This is a genomic window from Bacteroidota bacterium (assembly GCA_013360915.1).
Taxonomy (GTDB): Bacteria; Bacteroidota; JABWAT01; order JABWAT01; family JABWAT01; genus JABWAT01.
In genome coordinates this window covers 602,544-619,412 of record JABWAT010000001.1, presented here as the reverse complement: position 1 = coordinate 619,412, position 16,869 = coordinate 602,544, and the positions used below count along the sequence as shown (strand labels likewise).

The window sequence follows — 16,869 nt, the reverse complement described above, 5'->3', positions numbered from 1 at the left end:
AAGAACCACCAGCCTTCAGACGCAGGGACAGGGACTATGGCGACAGATAAACCACGGGAATATTGCGGAATTTTTGGGATTTTCAATCATCCCACCGCCGCCGTCATGACCTATTATGGCATCCATGCGCTTCAGCACCGCGGACAGGAAGCAGCCGGAATTGTGACTGTTCAAAAGGATACCGAACGGAAAAAGCCGGTGATGAATGCCTACAAAGGCCTGGGACTGGTAACCGACGTCTTCCGGAATCCGAAAATTTTTGAAGAAATGCTGAAGGGGGACATGGCCATCGGGCACAACCGGTATTCAACCACCGGCAGTTCGAACCGCCTGTCGAACATTCAGCCCTTTCAGGTCAATTACCGATCAGGTCAGCTGGCGTTGGGGCACAACGGAAACCTATCCAATGCCCGTGAACTCAGAAACCGGCTGATTCAGGAAGGAACCATCTTCCAGTCCACCACCGATTCCGAAATTTTTCTTCATCTCATTGCTCGTTCCCTCGAAAACGACCCGGTTTCTCAGATCCGGTCAGCCCTTTTACAGACACGCGGAGCCTTTTGCCTGGTCATGCTGACCGAGGACAAGCTGGTCGCCGTCCGCGATCCCAATGGGTTCCGTCCGCTGAATCTTGGTAAATTGGGTGATTCGTGGGTTGTGGCCAGTGAAACCTGCGCCTTTGATATCATTGGGGCCGAGTACGTCAGAGAAATTGAGCATGGTGAAATGCTCGTGATCGACAAGGATGAAAATGGGTCGGTCCGGCTGACTTCTTACTTTCTGCCAAGACCCTCTCAGACATCCAAATGTATTTTTGAATTTGTCTATTTTGCCCGTCCGGACAGCCGGATCTTCGGGGAATCGGTTGATAAAGTCAGACGGAAACTGGGTAAAAACCTGGCAACCGAGCACCCGGTTCCGGGACAGGAAAATGACAAGGCCGTGGTGGTTGCGGTTCCCGATTCATCGAACACCGCGACGCTCGGCTACGTGACCGAAAGTCAGAAACTGGGCATTGCGGCCCGTTTCGAGCTGGGACTGATCAGAAATCACTATGTGGGCCGTACCTTCATTCATCCCGATGAAGTGAACCGCGGACTGAAAGTTCGGACGAAATTCAATCCGGTCCGGGGTGTGATCGAAAACCGCCGGGTGGTGATTGTGGATGACTCCATCGTCAGAGGGACCACCTCGAAAAACCTGATGAAACTGATCAGGGAAGCCAAACCACGTGAGATGCATTTCAGGGTTTCCTCGCCACCCATCAAGTACCCCTGCCATTACGGTCTGGACTTTCCGGATCCTGAAAAACTGATTGCCAATGAGTGCGGGGGAGATATTGACAAAATTGCCCGCGAAATCGGGGTGGATTCACTGGCCTATCTTTCACTTGAAGGCATGGTATCAGCCTGCGGCTTTGAAGGTCCGGTTGAAAAATCGGGATTTTGCACAGCCTGTTTCAGTGGAAAGTATCCGGTGCCCGTCGAAGAAAACACCAGCAAGGATGAGAACGACTAACCCGGTATGAATACACCGAACGTGAGCGTTTCTGCAGAAAGAAGCCGTTCCTGGTTTGCCGCCGATCTGGTTGCACTGATGCGACCGTCCCAATTTTTCCCGATCTGGGCCACACTGGCTGCCGGCTATGGGTCTATGCTGGCTAGTCAGACTCCGGTTCCATCCTTCACGCATTTTTTTAATCAGACTTTCTGGTTAACCCTGCTGGCTGTTTCCATGGGAAGCGGGGCCGTTTTTATTTACAATCAGGTCGCTGATGCAACCACCGACCGGATGAACAACAAACTCCTCATCATTCCGATGGGACTTGTAAAACCCTCCGAAGCCATTCTCTGGGGTCATTTGCTGGGAGCTGCCACCCTTGCAACCGGGGTGTTTCTGGGCAAATCCATCCTGACTCTTTTCCTTATCTGCGGCCTGATCGGAGTTGCATACAGTTTTCCGCCTGCCAGATGGAAAGACCAGCCCGTTATGGCCTTGCTGGTTCATGTGATCGGCGGCGGGGCCTGTTTTATGTCTGGCGCATTGGCCCTGGTACCTTTTTCTCAGGATTTGCTGATTCAGGCGGTTCCTTATGCCCTGGCTTGGGCTGGGGTATATACCCTGGTTTCGGTGGCCGACTCGGCCGGCGACCGGGAAACCGGAAAACGCTCCCCGGCAGTGGCCTGGGGTGAGAAACCGGCTCTTCATGTGGGGGTCTGGTTAATTGTTTCAGCCGGTGTGGTTGCCGCCTTTGTACCATCCGTCCCTTTTCTTCTGGCTTTTCTTCCGGTCCTTCCTTTTTATCTGCTGATTCTTAAAAAGGGACGATTGTACCTTTTCGGACCGGTGAAATGGTCCTTCCTGACGCTGGGTCTGGTAGTTGCGCTCTGGATTCCGGTATTTGCACTTTTGCTGGTGGTGAACGGCTTGTTGCTGAAATTATATTATCACTACCGGTTTGGACTGAACTATCCCAATCTGGAGGCTGGAAACTGATATGCAGATTGGCGGGCGGTTCTGGACTTTATCAAATATCATCAGTTTATCACGGGTATTCGTTGTGCTTCCCGGAATCTGGTGGCTGTTTCAGACTGGTGAACATGCCAGACTCTGGGCCACCCTCTGGTTTGTCCTTGCCGCCCTGACCGATGCCGTCGACGGGATGATAGCAAGATGGCTGAATCAGGTTTCGGAATGGGGAAAAGTGATCGATCCGTTTGCCGATAAAGTATCGGTGGCACTGGCCGTGGTGGCTTTGTACGTCACCGGCGATATTCCTCTCTGGTTTCTGATTCTGCTGGTTTTCAGGGACGTTGCCATTTTTATAGCGGCCACTCTCATGACAGCCCGCCTGCAAACCATTCCTGTGTCGAGTTGGGTAGGGAAAGTGGCTGTCACGGTCATGGGGATCACGCTGATTTTCGCAACCCTGCAATGGGAGGCTGGTTTACAGTGGGGAATGGTGATCAGCACCATTTTTGTGGTGGCTTCACTGATTGATTATGCAAAACGGATGATGGCGGCCCTCAGATGATGAAAGCCTGGTGGAACAAAACCGATGAGTCAAAACGTCTGGAACAGGGTCTGGAAAAAACCCGTCAATCGATGTTTGGCCGCCTGCACTCCTTTTTATTGGGCAAACGAACGGTTGATGATGCGTTTCTGGATGAACTGGAAGAAATCCTCATTGCCGGAGACGTCGGTGTAAAAACCAGTCTTGATATTATTGATCGTCTGAAGACACGGGTGGCAAAGGAAACCTTTTCCACAGACGGAGAGTTATTTTCCCATTTGCACATGGTAACCGCCGGATTGCTTTCCGCAGACAAATCTGCAGTGGATTCAACCTCGGCCTGGATGGAACGGGCCAGTGTGAACAAACCCCATGTGATTCTGATTGTGGGTGTGAACGGGGTGGGAAAAACCACCACCATCGGAAAACTGGCGGCTCATTTTAAATCGGCGGGGTCTAAGGTGGTTATTGGTGCAGCGGATACATTCCGGGCGGCTGCCTCTGAACAACTGGCCATCTGGGCGACCCGTTCCTCTGCCCGCTTTATCACCCATCAGGATGGTGCAGATCCTGCCGCTGTGGCCTTCGATACGGTTCAGTCAGCGGTGGCTCAGGGAGAGGACGTGGTCCTGATTGATACTGCCGGACGGCTGCATAACAAAACCCACCTGATGGAAGAATTAAATAAAATAGAACGAAGTATTTCAAAAGTGATTCCTTCGGCTCCGCACGATGTCTGGCTGGTACTCGATGCCTCCACCGGACAGAATGCGATGGTACAGGCCCGGGAGTTTTCAAAAGTGACGCGTTTAACCGGTCTGGTTCTGACCAAACTGGATGGAACGGCTAAAGGGGGGATTGTGCTGTCGGTTTGTCATGAGCTGAAAACACCGGTCCGGTTTATCGGAATCGGTGAAAAAATGGATGATTTACGTCCGTTTGATCCGGATGTGTTTGTGTCGGCGCTTTTCGACGGACTGGAGAATGCACGCTGATGGAAACCACCTCGATTAAAAAGAAAATCAAGCAGGGGAAAACCCCGACCGTTTCGGTCATCACCATGGGCTGTTCGAAAAACCTGGTGGATTCGGAAGAAATGATGCGTCAGTTTCAGGGCAATCATTTCAGGATCAGTGATCAACCCGAAAAGGCCGACGTGATTATCATCAATACCTGCGGGTTTATTGATGCCGCAAAAGAGGAATCGATCAACACCATTCTCGATGCGGTGGGGCTGAAGGAAGAAGGATCGGTCCGGAAAGTTCTGGTGACCGGTTGTCTGATCGAACGGTATCAGAAAGACCTCGAGAAGGAAATTCCAGAAGTAGACCGGTTTTTTGGTACCAATCAGTTGAATGCCGTTCTGGAAGAGTTGGGAGCGGTTTATAAAAAGGAACTGGTGGGTGAACGACGGCTGACGACACCCTCTCATTATGCCTACTTGAAAATATCTGAGGGTTGTGATCACCCCTGTTCATTCTGTGCCATTCCGCTGATGCGGGGAAAACATGTTTCCAAACCAGCCAGCCAGTTGGTGAAGGAAGCTCGCTTTCTGGCTGAACAGGGAGTACGTGAAATCAGCCTGATTGCTCAGGATCTGACTTATTATGGAATGGATCTGGATGGGAAGCGGTCATTGGCCTCCCTGTTAAGACAATTGGCCGGTGTGGATGGAATTGAATGGATCCGCCTGAATTATGCCTACCCGAATCATTTCCCGATGGAGGTTCTCGAGGTCATGGCCACCGAGTCTAAAATCTGCAATTATCTCGATATGCCAATCCAGCACCTCTCATCATCGGTTCTGAAAGACATGCGCCGTGGCATCACCCGGGAAAGAACGGTAAAGTTGATTGAAGAGGTCAGGAAGGCGGTTCCCGGAATTACCCTGAGAACCACATTGATTGTCGGCTTTCCGACCGAGGGAGAGGCCGAATTCCGTGAACTTGAAGAAGGCATTCAGGAATTGAAGTTTGACCGGTTGGGAACGTTTACCTATTCCCTTGAAGAAAATACCACCGCAGTGCCATTGGGTGATCCGGTTCCTGCCAGTGTGAAGGAAGAGCGGCAGCAACGGATCATGAGTCTTCAGCAGCAGATCTCGCGGGCAAAAAACGAAGATAAAATCGGAACGGTTCAGCGGGTAATCATTGACAGGCAGGAAGGCGGGTTCTACATTGGCCGCACAGAGGCGGATGCCCCCGAAGTGGATAATGAGGTCATTGTGGAGGGAGAAGGACTGACCCCAGGTCACTTTTACCAGGTGGAAATAACCGATGCTGAAGATTTTGATCTGTTCGGTCAGGTGGTTAGCTGATCCGGCCGGATGAACAGGATGGAATAAGCGGTGAATTCCTTTGTTTCTAAACTGCGGGATTATTGGATCTTTACAGTAGGATCCCTGAAAATGGCCCGCCGGGGCTGGAGTTTTATCCTGACCAACAACCTGGTGTCCCAAAACCGGATCATTCATGAATTTTTTGATGAAATGATTGGTTACTGGGGTCTTCAGGTGCACGTGGAAGGGCTGGAGCACATCGAAAAGAACCGTGTATATATGATTGTGGCCAATCATCAGAGTCAGATGGATATACCGGTGGTTTTTTACTCCATTCCGGTTCCGTTCAGAATCGCAGCCAAAGATAAATTATTCAGAATACCTGTTTTCGGCCGGTTTCTCCATCATGGAAAATTCATACCGATCTTCCGCGGAAATTCGAAAGCGGCCATCCGTGCATTGGAATTGACCCGGGAAATTATTAAACAGGGTGTCAGCATGTTTATATTTCCGGAAGGAACCCGTTCTGCAGACGGGAACCTGCTTCCATTTAAAAAAGGTGCATTTGTACTGGCTATCGACCATCAGCTTGATATTTTACCGGTTGTGATTTCCGGTACGCATCAGGTCATGAAAAAAGGATCGATCCATATTGATCCATCGCACCCGGTACGGGTCAGGATTCTGCCACCGGTTTCAGTGGCTGGCAAAACTTATGATGACCGGGATCAGATTAATCAACAGGTCTGGCAACAGATGAAAACCTGTCTGGAAACGAGGTGAATCATGCATTCGGTTTTTCCGGTAATGAGCTATCAGGATACCTTTATTTGTGAACCCACCAGTTGGTGGTCAGGAATACTTGCCGGCTTCGGAAAAACGGCAGACATTCAGAGCTGGGTGCATTCCTCCGATCTCGGCGACTTTATTCAGGAACATGACAAGGGACAACCCTTTGAGTGGAATCTGAAGTTCTCCACCAATCTGATCACCCGTTTTTACCTGGCCCGGTTTATCCCTGCACAAAAGCAGGTTACCATTCTGCCTTTGATATCCCTGCCCGATTATCAGGATTACCTGATCGATGACTACAAGATTCCATCGATCCGTAAGGTGCTCAGCACCTTTCTGCATGATTTTAACAATCACCTGACGGTGTTGTTGCCCAACATGGAAGCGGCACAGATGTTCAGTTCACCCGAAGCAAAAAATCATAAATATATTTCAGCTTCTATGAAAGGGATGGATGGACTGAATGCCTATGCCAATCTGGTGGCCAGCATTTGCCGTTCACCCCGATCGATGATCCGCTTTTTTGATCTGGCACCCTATGTGAACGAGGTGATATCTGAGGCGCATGAAAAATTTCCTGGCCTGTCCATACATGTGAACGGTGACTATCAGTCCAAGGTGGCCTTTTTTGAAGAATCAGTACGCGATCTGTTTAACAGCCTGCTAAAAAATGTCTGGGAAAATGATCCGGCTTCTGAACTGACGATCCGGTTCGATCAGATCAGTCAGCCCTATTATTATGCCTTACCGTATTTTGAACTGAACCGGGGCGAGTTTCTGCGTATCCGGTTCATTCAGTCATCTCCCGGTCCCTCTGTGGAAACCCAATCGCGGATGTATGATCCGTTTTTTACCACTCGCAGCAAGGGCAAGGATGAAGGGATTGGCTTAAGTCTGGCAAAAATTCTTCTTGATTCTGCCGCTGGAACCATCCGCTATTCAGAAACGTCCGAACAGCGCTTTTTTGAAATCATTATCCAGAAAACCGCCTGAAACATGAGTATTATTGCCACCCATCTGACTAAGAAATATGGTGAGTTTGAAGCTGTAAAATCGGTTTCTTTTGAAATCCGCACTGGTGAAGTGGTCGGGTTCCTCGGACCGAACGGAGCAGGGAAGACCACCACCATGAAAATGCTGACCGGTATACTGAAACCATCGGCCGGATCGGCCACCATCAACGGTGCCGATTTACTGTCCGAGACCGACCGGGTCAGGCAACTGATCGGCTTTCTGCCCGAAAACAATCCGCTGTATACCGACCTGACGGTGACCGAATATCTGGCTTACTCGGCCGAGGTCACCGGTGTTCCAAAGGAAAAGATCACCAGCCGGCTTTCAGACATGATCGATGTCTGTGGTCTCTCCGCAGTTTTCAGAAAACCCATCGGTACCCTTTCGAAGGGATACCGGCAACGGGTCGGACTGGCCCAGAGTCTCATTCATGATCCGGCGGTCCTGATTCTTGACGAACCAACCACAGGTCTCGATCCGAACCAGATTCAGGAAATCAGGGACCTGATCAGAGAACTGGGCAAGGAAAAGACTGTTTTGCTTTCCACTCACATCCTTCAGGAAGTGGAAGCGATCTGTAACCGGGTTCTGATCATTAACAATGGAAACCTGGTTGCCGACGGGACCCCTGGCGAACTTCAGATCCGCTTTCAGGGAGGCACCAGCTTCCTTCTCGAGTTCTTGGGTTCGCTTGAAGGCTTTCAGGTGAAATTCAGGTCTGTTTTTCCCGAAGTGCCAATGGAGGTACTGTCAGTAGGGCAAGAAGACCTGCCCAACACGATCAAATTCACCACGATCAATGATCACCGGTTCAGTCAGCGTCTGTTCCGCTTTTGTGCTGATCAGCAGATTGATGTTCTTCAGTTGTACCGTCAGGATACCAACCTGGAAGACATCTTCAGACAGTTAACCGTTTCCCCCAACTAATTCTACTTTCCGGAGGACCCATGTATTCGGCCATGCTGGCAATATACCGGCGTGAAATCAGGTTGTATTTCAATACACCGGTTGCCTTTATCGCCACCATCATTTTCCTGCTCTTTGTAGGATGGTTTTTCAATTCCACCTTTTTTCTTCAGAATGCCGCTACGGTGCGGACCCTTTTTGAAGTCACCCCGTTTGCCTTTCTGTTTTTTGTGCCGGCACTGACCATGAAGGTTTTTGCGGATGAACTGCGATCGGGCACCTATGATCTGATGATTTCCAAGCCGGTATCGCTCACCGGAATTATCACCGGTAAGTTTCTGGCTACTTTAACAGTGGTGGCTGTTTTCCTGGCACCGACCCTGCTTTGTGTCGTCCTGGTCTCATCCCTGGCTCCGCTCGATTGGGGTCCGGTAGCAGGAGGCTATCTCGGAATGATTCTGCTCGCTTCCATCTACGCATCCATCGGCATTTTTGCATCGACCCTGACCGATAACCAGATCATTGCCTTCATCACCGGTTTTGTTATTTCGTTTTTGTTTTACATTGCCGGTAATTTTTCAATGTTCCTGCCGCAACCGCTGGCGATGATCACCGATTTTCTTTCCATCGATAATCACATCCGGGGCATTTTGCGGGGTGTGGTCGATACACGCGATCTCGTCTATGCAATCAGCATGGTAACCACCTTTCTGACCCTGGCCTGGATGGTTCTGACTCACCGGAGGGAAAAATGATCACCAAACTTCTGAAATCCCTTACTGCCGTACAGACGGCCGTCCTGATTATTCTCGGACTGGTGCTGGTTAATCTCCTCGCTTCTCTGGCATTTTTCCGTCTGGATCTTACCAGAAATGGAATCTTTACCATTTCACCCGCCACCAAATCTATGATCAGCCGGCTGGATGATCTGGTGACGATCAAGGTTTATTTTACCGATAATCTGCCGGCCCCTTATTCAACCAACCGAACCTACATTCAGGATCAGCTGGAAGAATTAAGTTCGCTGTCGGATGGGATGCTCAATTTCCAGATGATTGATCCGTCTGAAAATGAAACCTTTCTGGCCGAAACGGAGCAGTACCAGATACCCGCACTTCAGGTACAGGTATTCGAAAATGAGCGGATGGAAGTAAAGAAAGCCTACATGGGGTTGGTAGTTCTTTATGAAAATCAGTCCGAAAGCCTTCCTGTTCTTCAGCAGCTCGATAACTTTGAGTTTGATCTGGCCACCACCATCAACCGGATGGTAAATAAAAAATTGCCGGTGCTGGCAACTTCCACCGATTTCGGCATGCCTGGCTGGAGTGATAAACAGGGGCTTCAGAAATATCTTGAGAAGCAGTACCAGCTAACCACCCTTTCCATTGAAAATCCGGTGCCTGATTCGGTAAGCAGTCTGATTCTGTTTACTCCCTCTTCGAAAGTGTCTTCCCGGGCCGATTCGGTGATTCAGGCGTTCCTTGCCCGGGGTGGCCGCCTGGCCTGGTTTTTTGACCGTGTCCGCGTGAATCCGCAAATGCAGTCGGCTCAGCCGGTCGAAAGTGGACTCGATAGCTTGTTTGCACGATATGGAGTTACCATTTCGGATAATCTGGTACAGGACCTTCAATGTGCCTCGATCAGTGTTCCTCAGAATCTGGGTTTTATTACCATCAACAATCAGGTGGAATTTCCCTGGTTGCCGGTTATTTCCTCCTTTCCGGATGGTTCTCCGTTGGCCAGAGGAGTCAACGTGGTGACACCGATTTTCGCCTCAGAAATTTCGCTGACATCGGTGGCCGATTCATTCAACGTGGTGGAACTGCTGAAAACCAGTTCAAAATCCCGGCGGACCGAGGGGTACTATAATCTGGATCCTTTTCAGGAATATGTGCCCGATTCCTTCACCGACAAGGAATTGCCCGTGGCTGTGACTCTGGAAGGCCGGTTTGGAAATGGTCCTGAAAGCGGACGGTTGCTTCTGATGACCGATGGTGAATTTGTCTCTGATCAGTACATTCAGAATGGTGCAAGCATTCCGTTTTTCCTGAATGTGATTTACTGGATTTCTCCCGATGATGGCTTGCTGGCTATTCCATCGAAGAAGGACTTCATGGTTCCGCTTCCTGAACTATCACCGGCATTGAAACAAATTCTGAAATACTCCAATCTGCTGATTCCGCCGGTTCTTGTACTGGTATGGGGAGTTTTGCGCTGGAGACAACGGAAACGGTTAGCAGAATCCTGAGGAGCAACATGAACAAACGGACCTTGCTTTTTCTTGGGCTTTTTGGGGCCTTGATCCTTTTTATTGGATTATTGATCTGGTTTTTCACACGGCCGGTATCCGGAACTTTTGAAGCCGGAAATCTGGTCGGACCCGATCGTAATGATCTGACCGCCATTGAAATGAACTCGGACAAAGGAACTTTCCGGCTTGAACGGACCGATTCCGTCTGGAACCTGGTTTCTCCTGTAATAGACCGCGTGGATCAGGATAAACTCGATGCCTTTTTCCGCGTGTTTGGTGAGGCCCGACTGCTGGCACCGGTCAGCAGAAATCCCGCCAAATTTCATTTGTTCGGACTCGATTCACTTTCCGGAACTATCCGCTTGACCGCTCAGGATGAAACCACTTCACTCAGGATCGGAAAGACAGGCCCGGATTATGCTTCCACATTTATTCAGAACGAATCGGTTCAGGAAGTCTGGTCGGTGGCAGGTCTGATATCCAATCTGATTGGAACTGTGAATGATTACCGTGATAAATCCATCTTCCGGCTGAAGGTGAATACCCTGTCAGCAGTCAGGGTGGAATCAATCAGCGAAAGCCTTACCTTTAACCGTGATTCAACCGGCTGGTTTCTGTCTGGAAAAAAAGTGAAGGAGGATGTGTTTCTGCCCTTCAGCCAGAATCTGTCCAGATTAGATGGTTTTTCCATTCTGGATACAGTAACCACCATACCGGCAACCTGGCCGCAATCGGTTAAAGTGACCGCAACAGGCCCAGACGGACAGGTAGCCGTTTCTTTCTACAAAATACCCGAACAGTTATCGTACGCGGCGGTGGTGGAAGGATCAGCAAAAATTTTGAGCGTGAACGATTATCTGGTTGATCGGTTTATTAAACCTGCATCTTATTGGACTGAACCATGAAACCTGCCCTTTCCCTGATCTTACTGGCCGGATTTTTTACCGGCTGCATGAAATACAATCCTGAAATAACCGAGGCAGATCTGCAGACATCGGTCGGATTCCTTGCAAGTGATTCTCTGCTGGGCCGGGCAACCGGCAGCGATCAGCTTCAGGAAGCAGCTGCCTGGATTTCGGATCGTTTCTCTGAGGCCGGCCTGGTTCCTCTGGGCGATTCCGGCAGTTATTTCAGGTCCTGGCCATTTGTATCAGGTGTGGAAATGAAACCTTCCACCGCGGTGGTTGCAAACGGAACAGCCCTTTTGAGACCGGCCGATTTTCAGCCGGCTGCGTTTTCCGGTTCCGCTTCCCTGCGTGATCTTGAAGTGGCTTTTGCCGGTTTCGGGCTCGATCTGCCCGACGGATCCTATTCAGAATATGGCGGTGAACCGGTTACTGGTAAAGCCGTGGTGGTTTTTTCAGGAAATCCCGATAAATCGAATCCGCATTCCCTGTTTGCTTCCTCTTCATCCTCATCGGTTCGTGTGAAGGCCAGAACAGCAGATGCCAAAGGTGCCGCAGCGTTGTTGGTGGTCAATCCGTTTAACCCGGATAATCTCTCTGATCAGTTACCTGCACCGGTTTATGACCGTGGTGCCATGGTGGATATACCGGTGGTTTACATCAAAAGGTCCGTGGTAGACAGCTGGCTGAAAACCGCCGGAAAGCCAGGTCTGGAAACACTTGAAAAACAGATCACCCCTTCCAAACCGGGAAAAGTCATATCTGTGCCCGGAGTCCGGCTGGATGTGAATGTTTCAGCTGTTTTGGTGAAGAAACCAGCTGTCAATGTGGTTGGACTGATTGAAGGGACCGATCCGGTTTTAAAAAATGAGTACGTGGTGATTGGTGCACATTATGATCACCTCGGCATGGGCGGGCAAGGCTCCCTTTATCGTGGACCGGAACCTCAGATTCACAACGGGGCCGATGACAATGCATCTGGAACGGCCGGTCTGATTGAACTGATTCAGGCCATTGCTGGCGGAAAAAACCTGCCAAAACGGTCGATAATTGCAGCTGCATTCAGTGGGGAAGAGTTGGGATTGCTGGGAAGCACGGCGCTGGTTGATTCCTTTCCGGTTCCGCTGAATCAGGTGGTGGCCATGTTTAATTTCGACATGATTGGCCGCCTCGATTCCCTTGGTCAGGTGGTGATTTATGGAACGGGGACTTCTCCTGGTTTCTCATCTATGCTGGACTCCCTCAATTCGGGAACCGGTCTGGTGCTTACTCACAAGCCGGAAGGATACGGTCCCAGCGATCATTCCGTCTTTTATTCCAAAGGAATTCCTGTCCTCTTTTTCCACACGGGATTGCATTCTGATTACCATCGTCCGACCGATGATGCAGAAACATTGAACTATCAGGGCATGACCAACCTGCTTCAGTTGTCCCTTAAAACGGTGCTTACCGTTGCCGGTTTACCCGAACGACCTGCCTACATTCAGATGGCCCGGCCCGAAAGTTCACGTGCCATGGCCTTTAATGTATATTTCGGAACCATTCCAAACTATGCAAGCACAGAAAAAGGCTTAAAACTCACCGGGGTGAATGCCGGTTCTCCTGCAGAAAGAGCAGGCTTGAAACCAGGCGATGTGATTCTGAAAGTAGGACCTTTTGAAGTGGCCGATATTTATGACTATACACGTGCCCTCAGTGAACTGACACCCGGCCGAACGGTTGAACTGATTTACAAGCGCGGCAGCGAGGAAATCCGGTCGGTTATTACTCCCGAGAAAAGGAATTAAGCATGTCCCTTCCCGGGTACCGCCATCATATTTTTGTTTGTGAAAATCTGCGCGAACCGGGACACCCGCGCGGCTCCTGTGCAGAGAAGGGAAGTCCCGATCTGCGTGCTGCTCTCAGCAGTGAGATTGCCGCCAGAGACCTTAAAGGGATCATCAGAGCCAATAAAGCCGGTTGTCTCGATTACTGCGAACAAGGCCCCTGCATGGTGATTTATCCTGAAGGTGTCTGGTATGCACCGCGCACGGCTGATGACATCAGGGAAATCATGGTGTCTCATATTGATGGCGGTGAAGTGGTATCCCGTTTGCTTCTGAATACGGAGAAAGCCTGATGCACCGGACGGTTCCCAAAGTCAGTCTGATGAAATCCTTCGATCAGCCATTCCGGAATGCCATTGCCACGGCCCGGACCTGCTATTCTTCAAAGGGTATCATAACCGACCGCGATGTGTCTGAAAAGCATTTTCATATTGCGCATTCCACCTATCAGGCCGGTCATCATACGACCCTTCAGCATGCCTATTTCCAGTTTGCCATCACCGATTTATCCCGTCATGCAATCTGGAGTTTCCTTCACAGCCATCCGTTTTACAACTCTGAACAGGTTAGTCAGCGATATGTTGAAGTGAAACCCGGTACGTTTCATATTCCCGATCTGAACGCCGCACAACTCGACATTTATCTGAAGGCACATGACCGGCTGATGGACTACTATCACCGGATCAATGAAAGTCTGACCGGCGTAACCACCCGTGCCTATCTGGACCGTTTCCCGGCGCGTAAAAAGGACGAGAAAAAGATAGAGCGGGATGTTAAGAAAAAAACACAGGAAATTGCCCGTTACGTCCTGCCGGTTTCCACGTTTGCTTATCTCTATCACACGGTCAGCGGAGTCACGCTGCTTCGTTACTGGAGATATTGCCGGCAGTTTGATACACCGGCAGAAACCCGTGACCTGACCGAGGCCATGGTAAGACTGCTTCTGGATCATGATCCTGAATTTGGAGAAATCATTCAGGAGCCGCTTCTGCCGGAAGAAACCCCCGAATTCATGCACCTGAATCTGCTCGATTCAAAACGGTCCGGTGGATCTGGTTTTATCCGTTCCTTCGATACCTCTCTGGAAGGGAAGGTTTCAAAACTGGTTTCCTGGACCCAGAATGCCGAGGCCGTCGTTGCCGATTCGGTCAGGGAAGTGTATGGCGCCACATCAGATTACCTTTCCGATGATGATGCCATTGACCTTGTAATGAATCCGGCAAAGAATTCCCTTTTTGGTGAAAACCTGAATCTGACCACCCATTCAAAAGTGTCCCGGGCCATGGTTCATGCCCATTACACTTTCCGGAAGAAAATCAGTCATGCAGCCGATTCACAGGATCAGCGGCACCGGATGACACCAGGTTCCAGGCCCATTCTGGCCACCCATCTGACGGATGACCCGGATTATATCACACCTGCCATTGTGCTTGAAGATCAAACGTCCGAAAAACTGTACAAAGAAGCCATGGACCTGGCATGGACAGCACGAGCCGCGCTGATCAGCGCTGGTGCCAGTCAGGAAGCTGCAGATTATTTGTTGCCGAATGCCGTCTCGGTCCGTTTTACCGAATCGGCAGATCTTTTGAATCTGCATCATAAACATCAGATGCGGTTGTGCTACAATGCCCAGGAAGAAATCTGGCGAGCCTCGCTGGATGAAGCATTACAGATTTCGGATATACACCCTCGTCTGGGAAACTATTTATTACCCCCCTGTTCTCAAAGAATCCTCAGTAAGACCAGACCCGTCTGTCCGGAAGGGGATCGCTTTTGTGGAATCAGAGTCTGGACTCTGGACAGGAAAGATTATCATCGTCTGATCTGACCGGTCAGATATCGGCCTTATGAAACTCCGACCCTGGCAGCTGAAATGGCTGCTGAATGGATTTCCTCCATTTTTAATCAACCGGATCCGTGTCGTTTCCATTGGGCATGATTTTATGACCGCAACGGTTAAAATCCGCCATTCATTGCTGAACCGAAATTTTCAGGGATCCGTTTTTGGCGGAAGTCTTTTCAGTGCAGGCGATCCGGTCCTTGCCCTCATGTACTGGCAGGCCATCCGTCACCGGAACCGGCATGTCAGGGTGTGGTTGAAAGAAGCCTCCATCCGATATCGTGTTCCGGCCCGATCGGATTGTACCATTCACTATTGCTTAACCGAAACCGACCTTGAAAATGCCTTTGCCGGCCTTGACAGGGACGGCCGGTATGATGTCTGGCATGAAAGCCGGATGGTCCTGGAAGACGGAGTCATTGCTGCCGTCATGAAAACGAGAATTCATATTCAACTGGAGTCCCATGACCAGAAATCCGCTTAGCCTGACCATTACCTCAGAATTTTTTAAAACCGGCGACCGGCTGGACTGGCTGATTCATCAGACATTTAAACGGGGACGCATACCGGTGGACCAGAAGGGGGCCATTACCGATGAAGTCTACCGGATGGTCCGTTTGTTTCCTGTGGCCGCTGCCAGGCGCGGCCTGGATATTTTTTCCGGGAAACCTCCGTTACCCGAGATTAACCGGATTCTGAAAACCACCGACTTTGAAGAACTCGCAGGCAGTCTGCTTGCTCTCCCGATTATGGGTCCTCACGATCCCGGTCAGTTTGGTTTGCCGCCGGTTTATAAAAGTGATTGGTGGCAACCGGGGGCAGTAACCAGTCCATCCTTTCTGTACCGGTCGGTTCAGCAAAGGCCAGTGTTTCTCAGGCAACTCAATCCGGCCCAACCCATTCCTCCCGGAACCAAGCCGGTTAAGGGCATTCCAGGTGCACTTGTATGGGAATCAGAAATCAGAGATTTCGGTGAACCCTGGTTTAAAGCAGGTGGCTTCGAAGTGCAGGATTTATCGGGTCAGCTGGCCTCCCTGCTTGTCAATCCAAAACCCACCTTTAAGGTTCTGGATGCCTGTTCCGGCTCAGGCGGAAAAACCATGACTCTGGCCGGATTAATGAGAAACCGCGGATGGATCACCGCTTTATCGGTGAATGAACGAGAGGCGGCTAACTCAAGACAACGGGCAAGAAAAAACCGGTTCAGTAACATTCGGTTCATCACCAATCCCGGATCATTGGAAGCTGGTTTGTTTGATCAGGTCTGGGTCGATGCCCCCTGCTCAGGATCAGGAACCATCCGGCGGAACCCGGATCTGATTTACCGGATGAACCGGGAACAGATCGACAGAAGCTCGGTTGTTCAGCTCGACCTGCTCAAAACCTATTCTGCTTTTGTGAAACCCGGTGGTTTCCTGTTTTATTCAACGTGCTCGGTGTTTCAGTCAGAAAATGAATCAGTCCGGCAGAAATTCCTTCAGGAATCACCAGGCTTTTCTGCAACCTCTTTCAAGGCGGCCATTGACTTTCACGGACTTCCTTTGGTCGACCAGCCCGATTACCGGTTCGAGTCCATTCCGCATGTGGATGCCGATGGATTCTATTTGACTGGATTCAGAAAAGAACACTGATCAGAATAGTAGACAGTTGGAAGCGGTTCTATTCGTCTATATTATGATCGAAGTACGCGAAGATTGAATCTTTTTCCATTTTTCATCACGAAATAATCCGCGATATTCCATGGAAATAAAATTGGCACAGAAGTTGTTTAATAGGGAACTGTCTTCAGGACAGTCAAAAAATTAAACACAAAAGGGTAATCCAAATGAAAAATCTCGTCGTTGTTATCATGTTCGCTCTTGCACTGACCATGGGTGTTGTTGCTTGTGCTCCTAAAGCTGAAGAAGCTGCTACTGTTGATTCTACTGCTGTAACGGTTGATTCCGCTGCTGCCGTTGTTGACTCTGCTGCTGCTGATACCACAAAGTAATTTTTTTACTGGTGTGTTGTGAGAAAGTCCCGGCCAAAACCGGGACTTTTTTGT

Annotated in this window: 17 protein-coding genes; all 17 read left to right on the top strand. The window is 50.0% G+C overall.

What is annotated here, in order from left to right:
- Positions 1–36 precede the first annotated feature (36 nt).
- On the top strand, positions 37–1,518 hold the full coding sequence (locus HUU10_02680; protein NUQ80492.1) for an amidophosphoribosyltransferase: 1,482 nt from the start codon (positions 37–39) through the stop codon (positions 1,516–1,518).
- Between the two features lie 6 nt (positions 1,519–1,524).
- A complete protein-coding gene (locus HUU10_02675) occupies positions 1,525–2,496 on the top strand; it encodes a UbiA family prenyltransferase (GenBank protein ID NUQ80491.1) in 972 nt (323 codons plus the stop codon).
- 1 nt (position 2,497) lies between these two features.
- On the top strand, positions 2,498–3,034 hold the full coding sequence (locus HUU10_02670; protein ID NUQ80490.1) for a CDP-alcohol phosphatidyltransferase family protein: 537 nt from the start codon (positions 2,498–2,500) through the stop codon (positions 3,032–3,034).
- Positions 3,031–4,008 carry a signal recognition particle-docking protein FtsY gene (ftsY, locus tag HUU10_02665; GenBank protein ID NUQ80489.1) on the top strand — a complete coding sequence of 326 codons (978 nt, stop codon included), beginning with the start codon at positions 3,031–3,033 and terminating at the stop codon, positions 4,006–4,008. Before HUU10_02670 ends, ftsY begins: the two co-directional genes overlap by 4 nt.
- Entirely contained in the window at positions 4,008–5,330 is a 1,323-nt protein-coding gene (rimO, locus tag HUU10_02660) for a 30S ribosomal protein S12 methylthiotransferase RimO (GenBank protein ID NUQ80488.1), read from the top strand. The genes ftsY and rimO overlap by 1 nt, the downstream gene beginning before the upstream one ends.
- Positions 5,331–5,360: 30 nt before the next feature.
- The gene (locus HUU10_02655; GenBank protein NUQ80487.1) at positions 5,361–6,074 is read left to right on the top strand and encodes a 1-acyl-sn-glycerol-3-phosphate acyltransferase; all 714 of its coding nucleotides are present in this window, start codon (positions 5,361–5,363) and stop codon (positions 6,072–6,074) included.
- Between the two features lie 3 nt (positions 6,075–6,077).
- Entirely contained in the window at positions 6,078–7,076 is a 999-nt protein-coding gene (locus HUU10_02650; GenBank protein ID NUQ80486.1) for a HAMP domain-containing histidine kinase, read from the top strand.
- A 3-nt stretch (positions 7,077–7,079) separates the two neighbouring features.
- Positions 7,080–8,024: an ATP-binding cassette domain-containing protein gene (locus HUU10_02645; GenBank protein NUQ80485.1), complete on the top strand. Its 945-nt coding sequence runs from the start codon at positions 7,080–7,082 to the stop codon at positions 8,022–8,024.
- A gap of 20 nt (positions 8,025–8,044) precedes the next feature.
- Positions 8,045–8,758 carry an ABC transporter permease subunit gene (locus tag HUU10_02640; GenBank protein NUQ80484.1) on the top strand — a complete coding sequence of 238 codons (714 nt, stop codon included), beginning with the start codon at positions 8,045–8,047 and terminating at the stop codon, positions 8,756–8,758.
- Positions 8,755–10,251, top strand: a complete 1,497-nt coding sequence (locus HUU10_02635; GenBank protein NUQ80483.1) for a GldG family protein — start codon at positions 8,755–8,757, stop codon at positions 10,249–10,251. Before HUU10_02640 ends, HUU10_02635 begins: the two co-directional genes overlap by 4 nt.
- Before the next feature lie 8 nt (positions 10,252–10,259).
- Positions 10,260–11,159, top strand: coding sequence for a DUF4340 domain-containing protein (locus HUU10_02630; GenBank protein NUQ80482.1), 900 nt, complete (start codon positions 10,260–10,262; stop codon positions 11,157–11,159).
- Entirely contained in the window at positions 11,156–12,946 is a 1,791-nt protein-coding gene (locus HUU10_02625) for a M28 family peptidase (protein NUQ80481.1), read from the top strand. Before HUU10_02630 ends, HUU10_02625 begins: the two co-directional genes overlap by 4 nt.
- Positions 12,947–12,948: 2 nt before the next feature.
- Positions 12,949–13,278: a (2Fe-2S) ferredoxin domain-containing protein gene (locus tag HUU10_02620; protein NUQ80480.1), complete on the top strand. Its 330-nt coding sequence runs from the start codon at positions 12,949–12,951 to the stop codon at positions 13,276–13,278.
- Positions 13,278–14,813 carry an FAD-dependent thymidylate synthase gene (locus tag HUU10_02615; GenBank protein ID NUQ80479.1) on the top strand — a complete coding sequence of 512 codons (1,536 nt, stop codon included), beginning with the start codon at positions 13,278–13,280 and terminating at the stop codon, positions 14,811–14,813. Before HUU10_02620 ends, HUU10_02615 begins: the two co-directional genes overlap by 1 nt.
- Positions 14,814–14,832: 19 nt before the next feature.
- On the top strand, positions 14,833–15,309 hold the full coding sequence (locus HUU10_02610) for a YiiD C-terminal domain-containing protein (GenBank protein NUQ80478.1): 477 nt from the start codon (positions 14,833–14,835) through the stop codon (positions 15,307–15,309).
- Positions 15,290–16,456 carry an RsmB/NOP family class I SAM-dependent RNA methyltransferase gene (locus HUU10_02605; GenBank protein ID NUQ80477.1) on the top strand — a complete coding sequence of 389 codons (1,167 nt, stop codon included), beginning with the start codon at positions 15,290–15,292 and terminating at the stop codon, positions 16,454–16,456. The genes HUU10_02610 and HUU10_02605 overlap by 20 nt, the downstream gene beginning before the upstream one ends.
- Positions 16,457–16,650: 194 nt before the next feature.
- The gene (locus tag HUU10_02600) at positions 16,651–16,815 is read left to right on the top strand and encodes a hypothetical protein (protein ID NUQ80476.1); all 165 of its coding nucleotides are present in this window, start codon (positions 16,651–16,653) and stop codon (positions 16,813–16,815) included.
- Positions 16,816–16,869 lie beyond the last annotated feature (54 nt).

Excerpts from the sequence above, each read along its gene's own strand:
- HUU10_02680 (NUQ80492.1), top strand. The coding sequence starts at position 37 with ATGGCGACAGATAAACCACGGGAATATTGCGGAATTTTTGGGATTTTC.
- HUU10_02675 (NUQ80491.1), top strand. The coding sequence starts at position 1,525 with ATGAATACACCGAACGTGAGCGTTTCTGCAGAAAGAAGCCGTTCCTGG.
- HUU10_02670 (NUQ80490.1), top strand. The coding sequence starts at position 2,498 with ATGCAGATTGGCGGGCGGTTCTGGACTTTATCAAATATCATCAGTTTA.
- ftsY (NUQ80489.1), top strand. The coding sequence starts at position 3,031 with ATGATGAAAGCCTGGTGGAACAAAACCGATGAGTCAAAACGTCTGGAA.
- rimO (NUQ80488.1), top strand. The coding sequence starts at position 4,008 with ATGGAAACCACCTCGATTAAAAAGAAAATCAAGCAGGGGAAAACCCCG.
- HUU10_02650 (NUQ80486.1), top strand. The coding sequence starts at position 6,078 with ATGCATTCGGTTTTTCCGGTAATGAGCTATCAGGATACCTTTATTTGT.
- HUU10_02645 (NUQ80485.1), top strand. The coding sequence starts at position 7,080 with ATGAGTATTATTGCCACCCATCTGACTAAGAAATATGGTGAGTTTGAA.
- HUU10_02640 (NUQ80484.1), top strand. The coding sequence starts at position 8,045 with ATGTATTCGGCCATGCTGGCAATATACCGGCGTGAAATCAGGTTGTAT.
- HUU10_02635 (NUQ80483.1), top strand. The coding sequence starts at position 8,755 with ATGATCACCAAACTTCTGAAATCCCTTACTGCCGTACAGACGGCCGTC.
- HUU10_02630 (NUQ80482.1), top strand. The coding sequence starts at position 10,260 with ATGAACAAACGGACCTTGCTTTTTCTTGGGCTTTTTGGGGCCTTGATC.
- HUU10_02625 (NUQ80481.1), top strand. The coding sequence starts at position 11,156 with ATGAAACCTGCCCTTTCCCTGATCTTACTGGCCGGATTTTTTACCGGC.
- HUU10_02620 (NUQ80480.1), top strand. The coding sequence starts at position 12,949 with ATGTCCCTTCCCGGGTACCGCCATCATATTTTTGTTTGTGAAAATCTG.
- HUU10_02615 (NUQ80479.1), top strand. The coding sequence starts at position 13,278 with ATGCACCGGACGGTTCCCAAAGTCAGTCTGATGAAATCCTTCGATCAG.
- HUU10_02610 (NUQ80478.1), top strand. The coding sequence starts at position 14,833 with ATGAAACTCCGACCCTGGCAGCTGAAATGGCTGCTGAATGGATTTCCT.
- HUU10_02605 (NUQ80477.1), top strand. The coding sequence starts at position 15,290 with ATGACCAGAAATCCGCTTAGCCTGACCATTACCTCAGAATTTTTTAAA.
- HUU10_02600 (NUQ80476.1), top strand. The coding sequence starts at position 16,651 with ATGAAAAATCTCGTCGTTGTTATCATGTTCGCTCTTGCACTGACCATG.